This window comes from Mycobacterium sp. TH-M82 (assembly GCF_057473605.1).
In genome coordinates, this window is record NZ_JBYCKY010000360.1 from 1 (window position 1) to 6,311 (window position 6,311).

General features: G+C 62.6%; 6 protein-coding genes. 1 reads left to right on the forward strand and 5 read right to left on the reverse strand.

Going from position 1 to position 6,311, the window contains the following annotated elements:
• Positions 1 to 245 precede the first annotated feature (245 nt).
• The 5 genes from AC2VON_RS11100 to AC2VON_RS11120 form a co-directional block, all read right to left on the reverse strand.
• Positions 246 to 1,319: an NAD(P)H-dependent amine dehydrogenase family protein gene (locus tag AC2VON_RS11100; protein WP_486953005.1), complete on the reverse strand. Its 1,074-nt coding sequence runs from the start codon at positions 1,317 to 1,319 to the stop codon at positions 246 to 248.
• Between the two features lie 84 nt (positions 1,320 to 1,403).
• A complete protein-coding gene (locus AC2VON_RS11105) occupies positions 1,404 to 1,814 on the reverse strand; it encodes a nuclear transport factor 2 family protein (protein ID WP_486953006.1) in 411 nt (136 codons plus the stop codon).
• A complete protein-coding gene (locus tag AC2VON_RS11110; RefSeq protein ID WP_486953007.1) occupies positions 1,811 to 2,911 on the reverse strand; it encodes a phosphotransferase in 1,101 nt (366 codons plus the stop codon). Before AC2VON_RS11110 ends, AC2VON_RS11105 begins: the two co-directional genes overlap by 4 nt.
• A gap of 16 nt (positions 2,912 to 2,927) precedes the next feature.
• Positions 2,928 to 3,998 carry a TIGR03857 family LLM class F420-dependent oxidoreductase gene (locus AC2VON_RS11115; RefSeq protein ID WP_486953008.1) on the reverse strand — a complete coding sequence of 357 codons (1,071 nt, stop codon included), beginning with the start codon at positions 3,996 to 3,998 and terminating at the stop codon, positions 2,928 to 2,930.
• Positions 3,999 to 4,287: 289 nt separating this feature from the next.
• Positions 4,288 to 4,998, reverse strand: a complete 711-nt coding sequence (locus AC2VON_RS11120) for a maleylpyruvate isomerase family mycothiol-dependent enzyme (protein ID WP_464508866.1) — start codon at positions 4,996 to 4,998, stop codon at positions 4,288 to 4,290.
• 154 nt (positions 4,999 to 5,152) lie between these two features.
• Between AC2VON_RS11120 and AC2VON_RS11125 the strand changes: the two genes are divergently transcribed.
• Positions 5,153 to 6,282, forward strand: a protein-coding gene (locus AC2VON_RS11125) for an IS3 family transposase (protein ID WP_486953009.1) whose coding sequence is annotated in 2 segments (ribosomal slippage) — positions 5,153 to 5,417 and positions 5,417 to 6,282 — 1,131 coding nt in all. Because the reading frame shifts where the segments join, the coding sequence is not laid out codon by codon here.
• Positions 6,283 to 6,311: the final 29 nt, after the last annotated feature.

A 6,311-nucleotide genomic window follows, 5' to 3' on the forward strand; every position in this document is an offset into this window, starting at 1 on the left:
CAAGCCGTCCTCGCCTTGGCCCGCCGACGCCTCAACGTCCTGTGGGCCATGCTGCGCGACCACAGGATCTATCAACCCACCGCACCTAACGCCGCGGCAGCTTGACAACTTCATTGAGAATCCTCCTCATTTCGTGGTGGGGTGCATTGGGTTTGATCATTAGGTCAGGCGAGTCCGTCGGCTTGTGGCGCTGAGGCCGCCGGCCATGTGGGCGTAGCAGCGAGCGTCTGCCGACGCGCCCGTCGTCAGCGGATAAGACATGGTGCGAACGCCGGCGGCTGGAGGAAGCCCGGGGACGCCGCGCACACGTCCGGGACGGCGTTGAGCGCCGCGGCGGCCGTGATCGCTGGGGTGAGGCGATCCTTCACGCCGGGGATCGATGGGTAGTTGTCTTCGAAGTCGAAGCGAATGCCCACCTTGGGAAGCCCTTCGATGTCGATGCGCCAGAACTGCCGGCGATCGTCACCGCCCCAGTCCGGGACGTCCCAATCCGCGATCCAACGGTCGGTGACTGACGCGAAGGGCCTGCCATCGACGATCGCCGTCCAGGTCCACTCGATGGCGCCGAGGCTGTCCTTGACGACTTTGCCTCCGTTCGCGAACTCGATGTCGCGGGTCGCAACCCGGTAATCGAATGCACGTTCAAAGCGCTCGACCTCGCCGCCGCCGAGAGCGTGGACGAGCGATCTGAGCGACGCGTAGAACCACTCACCGACCACCGCCATGGACTCCTGGTCCAACGACAGCCATTCAACCGGCTTCCCGATCCCGATGAGGTCGGAGATGGTCTCCAGAGTAGGGTAGTCAGTCGCGTCCCAATGCTCCGAGACCTTGATGCTGTCGATCCGCTGGTTCATCCCTGTGGCGGTGGCCGCGATCCGCTCGGAGAAGAAGCCGGGATTGATCCCGGTGCCCAACAAAGTGCTGCCGCCGGTGCGACACGCGTGCTCGAGTCGCTGTTGAAGTTCGGCCCCCCTATGAGGCGGCCAGACGTAGCCGGCGGTGGACACGACGTTCTTTCCCGAGCGCAACAACGCCTCTACATCGGCATCGTTGTCCTCTTCCACCAGTCGGCCATCGTGGAATACCGCTGGCGCGTGGATCACGCAGTCCGCGTCCAACTCCAGGATCGCGTCGCGGTCAGTGGTGGCCTTCACCCCGATCGGCTCGACCCCGGCCAACTCGCCCGCGTCGACTCCGTCCTTCGCGGCGGAGTAGACATAGACGCCGACCAGCTCCAGGTCGGGGTGCTCGATGACGTATCTGATCCCTTCCGCGCCGACCGCACCCGTGGCCCATTGGATCACTTTGTAGCTCATAGGGTTTGCCCTCTCCTCATCTGTGTAATTCCAATCTGCTGGACGTGTTCTGGTCTGGGGCAGGTCAGAACTCCAGGATCGCGATCACGGTGTCAGCGAACTCAGTGCTGCAGCGGCTGGAGGTGGTTTCGACCACCGGCCGTGCTGATGCGGGTTGTTCCACACTTCGGTGATGAGCCCATCAACGACGTGGAACACTTCGATGCTCGAGATCGCATCGGGTGTGCCATCATGATGCGTGATATCGCACTGATAAACGATGCAGACATAGTCACCGTCGACAAGCGTGTGTAGCAGGCTGAATTCGAACTCGGCCACCTCGGCGCACAGCGCCTCGATCCGTTCCCGGGTCTGCCGGCGATTCAATCTGGTGGTGCCACCGACGTCATGACGCACCATTGACTCAGCGACCAGCTCATCGACGAGATCGAACCGACGGCAGTTGTAGAGCTCAAAGTTATAGAGCTCCACCACTTCTCGAGGCCCTCGTGTCACTGTGTCACCAACTCCAACGCCCCGGTCTCAACCACGGTGGCCAGACTCCGCTCGACGAGCGTCAAGCACAGATCACGGGCGCGATCGGGCAACGCCTCCCAGTAGCTCATCGCCAGGATCGGAAATCCCAACAGGATGGCCGAGGCGATCTGAAAATGCCGCCACGCGACATCGAATTCGTAGTCGGGGTATCCGGCCCGGCTCAGCGCTTGCAGATAGTGCCGGACCAACTGCTCATCGCGGCCCGCGCGGTTCTCGGTCGTCAACCCTTGGGAGATCAGATACGCCACGTCGTACATTCCGGTGCCACGCATGGCGAATTGGAAGTCTACGATGGCCGGTGCCCCATCGTGGTCGAAGAACAGGTTGTCCACGCGAAAGTCGCCGAACGCCAACGCGGCCGGCTGACTCAACTGCACGAAAAGCTTCGGGACAACCTCGGCGTACCTGCGCGCGAAGTCATCCGCGATCGGCGGCACCGGAACCCTCGCGTTCGCCAGATAGGTCTGCCAACACGTCTCGAACGGAGTGGTGAAAAAGGATTGCAACGCCTGGTCGGTTACCGAGAGGAAAGCCTCGTTGTCGACCAGCGCCGCGCCGTCGGTAAGTGACCAGGCGTGCAACCGGGCCGCCTCAGTCAGAATCCGATTGGTCCGCTCCAGCGAGAGGCCACCAAGATGGTCGCAAGCTTCCATGAAGCCCAGATCCTCCAGTATCAGGATGAAGTCGATCGAGTCCGGGGCCGAAGCGGCCAAATAGCACTTCGGCGTGCGGACCGGTGCAGCGCCTGCAACATCCCGGTAGAACGCGACCTCACACTGATAGACACCGAGGACTTCGGCCAGAGCGCGATAGGGCGTGGTCGTCGGGAGTTTGACGATCACCGTTGCGGGGGCGGTTCCGTCGGACTCGAGTCGCAGCCGATAGAGGTTCGACGCCAGGCCGACACCTTCGCCAACCCGTTCAAAGGCGACCCCGGTGATCGAAGTTGCGTTGTCAAGAGTGCCGTCAACGCGCAGCAATTTGGTCAGGAAGGTCGGCGTCAAGTCGTCGGGAGCGAGCGCAAACTCGATTGCCGACAAGACGGATGCGGTCACAGTTGCTGACCTTTCGTTAGCGGGGTGTATCGACCGTTTGACGCTGGCGGTGGGCAGCGAGGATGGGTGCCAGCTCATCGGGGGTGGCCCCGTGCAGAATGACGCCGTCGGCGCCCAACTCGAATTGGTGCCGCACTACGCTCACGCACTGGTCCGGTGTCCCGCTAGCAACGGGCGTCAGCCACTCGTCGGGGATTAGCCCGGCGATGTGTTCGAGATCGGCGATGGGCGTGTCCTGGCTGTCGATGACACGAAGAGGCGGGCGGTTGAAACTGGCCACGACATTGTCGGCCCGAAAGCGTTGTAGCACTGCCGGATCCCAGCCGTTGGTGCGCACCAGCAGATCTCCGTAGCCTTGCAGGTACGTCGCCAGCCTGCCGACGGTCTTTCGGAGTCGCTCGGTCTCGGGGATGTGGTCTCCGACGGTTGCAAAGCAGGACCAGACTTTCACGGCCGCGGGGTCGCGGCCCGCGCGCTCGGCGGCTTGCTTGACCGTCCGCACGCATCGCGCCAATGTTTCGTCGGTGAAGAACGTATGCAGCACAACTTGATCGAACGCGCGGCCGCCGAGTTTGAGCGATTCGGTCCCAAATGCGACCAAGCCGAGCGGGATGTCTTCATGAAAGGTGGCATCCAACCGCAGCGCTGGATACTTTCCGGCCGGCCCGTTGTGCCCCAACACCGTTTCGCCCCGGAATAGCCTGCGCATAAGGAGGGCGAAGTCCTCCATTTGCGCGGTGGTGATCTGCGGGATTCCGGCGGCGGCGAACAATGGCCGCACACCCCGTCCGATGCCGAGGGTGAACCGGCCGCCGGTCAAGCGGTGCATCGTCGTCGCGTAGGAGCCGATCACCAGCGGATGCCGCGTGCAGTGGTTGGTGGCCGCAGTGGCGATCCGGATCCGCGAACTGACCGCGCCAGCGGCACCCGACAAGGTGGCGGCCTCCTTGGTGTTCCAGCGCTCCGAGATGAACGCCGCCCCTAGTCCGAGTTCTTCGGCACGAGCGATTTCACGAATCAATGCTCTCGGAGCCTCTGGTTGGCCGCCAAGGAGGTAGAAGCCCAGCTCGTCCGTGACGCGGTTCACACCGAAGCAACTTAGTTGACGATGAACAAATAGACAACCCTTAATCTAAATTAGTTAAATCTCACGCACGCCGGTGGGGCGCCTGATCTAGATGGCACCTGACGGCAAAGTGAGCTCGGAGGAAATTCGTCTTATGGGTCGCAGGAAGGACAACATTTGCTAGCCGTGTCTTTCGCGTTGCGTGTGAATGTCGTTGCTGTATAGAGCAATTCATGAACGACCGGAGGCCGCCGACGCGAGCAGGAGCGAGGTTTCCAGGCGCCGGGCTAATCCCGTCGAACCGCCTCAGTCAAATCCAGTAGGCCGCTACCGGTATTTGGACTGCGCCATCATTGGACAGTCCGGTTCCGGGGGAACGTCCGCTGAGCCACGCCAGAAGATCAGCTTGGGTTCCGCTGATCAGTGGTGCGCCCTTTGCGAGTTCGCGGCTCAAGCCTGTGTCAACCGCCTTGATGGATAGCGCCGGGATGGGGTTTCTCCGACGCAGTTCCAAAAGAATGTCATCGATGATCCACTGGGCCGTGTCCGTCGCAATGTCGGCAAACCGATAGCCGACCGCGAGGTCGACGTGGTGGACCTCGAGTTCCCGGAGTCGGATTAGGCGAAGTGCTGCCGGGGCTCGGAGTTCGCCTGGGCGCATTCTCACCTGCGCCCGCCAGGCGTGTGGCGGAAGGCTGCGCATGGCCTCTTCGAACCGGGCTGAACTCACAGTGACATCGGAGACGAGCTCCTCAACCGATCGGCTGGCCCCAGCGTCGATCTGGTCGGCTCGAAACGCCATGCTCGGGTATTGAGGTGTCTGCACGCCGTTACTGGCCCCGGCCAGCAGGCGGCGGTAACTATCGGCGGCGCGCGCCACATGGGTGATGACATGGCCACGTGTCCACGGCGGAATGAGTGTCGCCTCGTCGATCTGGGCATCGGATAGCTGCGCGATCGAGGCGACGAAGCGGCGGGTCGATTCCGATACCAGCGTGAATGCCTCGAGCCCTTCCAGCATCGGACGACCACCTTCCCAACTGATCACCCGATCTTGGCACCGATCGCCCTGGATCGGGCATATTTAGATTCACCCAGTGACGTGAGCCCTCCGGTCCGGGCCAGTTCCTGTGGGAGTCCGATGCCCCAGAATTGGGGCGAGGAGGACTCGATTCATGGCACGGCGACGGCATACACCCGAGCAAGTGGTCCGCAAGCTGCGTGAGGGCGAACGGCTACTCGGTGAGGGCAAAGAGCTCGGGGAGGTGTGCCGGCATCTGGAGGTCAGTGAGCAGACCTGGCATCGCTGGCGAAATCAGTACGGCGGGATGAAAGCCAAAGACACCAAACGACTCAAGGAGCTTGAGCGCGAGAACCAGCGGCTCAAAAAGCTGGTCGCCGAGCAAGCCCTCGACATCGACATGCTCAAGGAAATCAGCCGGGGAAACTGGTGAGCCCCGACCGTCGACGGCGAGCAGTGGTGGTGCTCGTCGAGCGGTTCGGGGTCTCCCAGCGGCGTGCCTGCCGGGTGGTCGGCCAACACCGTTCAGTGCAGCAATATGAGCCGCAACGAACCCATGACGACGAACAGCAGCTGCGTGCCCGATTACGCGACATCGCCATCAAGCATCCGCGGTGGGGCTGGCGCAAAGCGCACGCCATCGCCAAATCCGAAGGTCTGGTCGTCAATCCCAAACGCACGCATCGATTATGGAAAGACGAACGGCTGCAACGTCCGTCGAAGACCCGCAAGCGGATGCGCCTGGGTAACAGTGCGGCATCACCGCGCATGGCCGCGGACCACCCCGATCACGTGTGGGCACTGGATTACCAGCACGACCTCACCGTCGATGGCCGCCAGCTGCGCTTCCTCAACGTCATCGACGAGTTCACCCGCGAGGCGTTGGCGACACGGCCACGCCGGTCGTGGAGCGCCGATCAGACCACCGGCCTTCTCGACGAGCTGATCATGACCACGGGCCGCAAGCCCGAGCACATCCGCATGGACAACGGACCCGAATTGACCAGTCACGCCTTGGCCGACTGGGCCCGCTTCGGCTCGGTGGGCGCCGTGTTCATCGCACCCGGCGCGCCGTGGGAAAACGGGTACTGCGAATCATTCAACGGACGCTTCCGCGACGAATTCCTGACCACCGAAGCCTTCGGTAGTCTGCTCGAAGCCCAAGTCCTCGCCGAGGACTGGCGCACCGAATACAACACCTACCGACCCCACAGCGCACTGGACGACCTCACCCCCGAGGCCTTCCGAAAGCACTGGGAAACCACCCACCAACAACTCTCATAGACACTGGCCCGGAAGCTGGGACCCCGTCA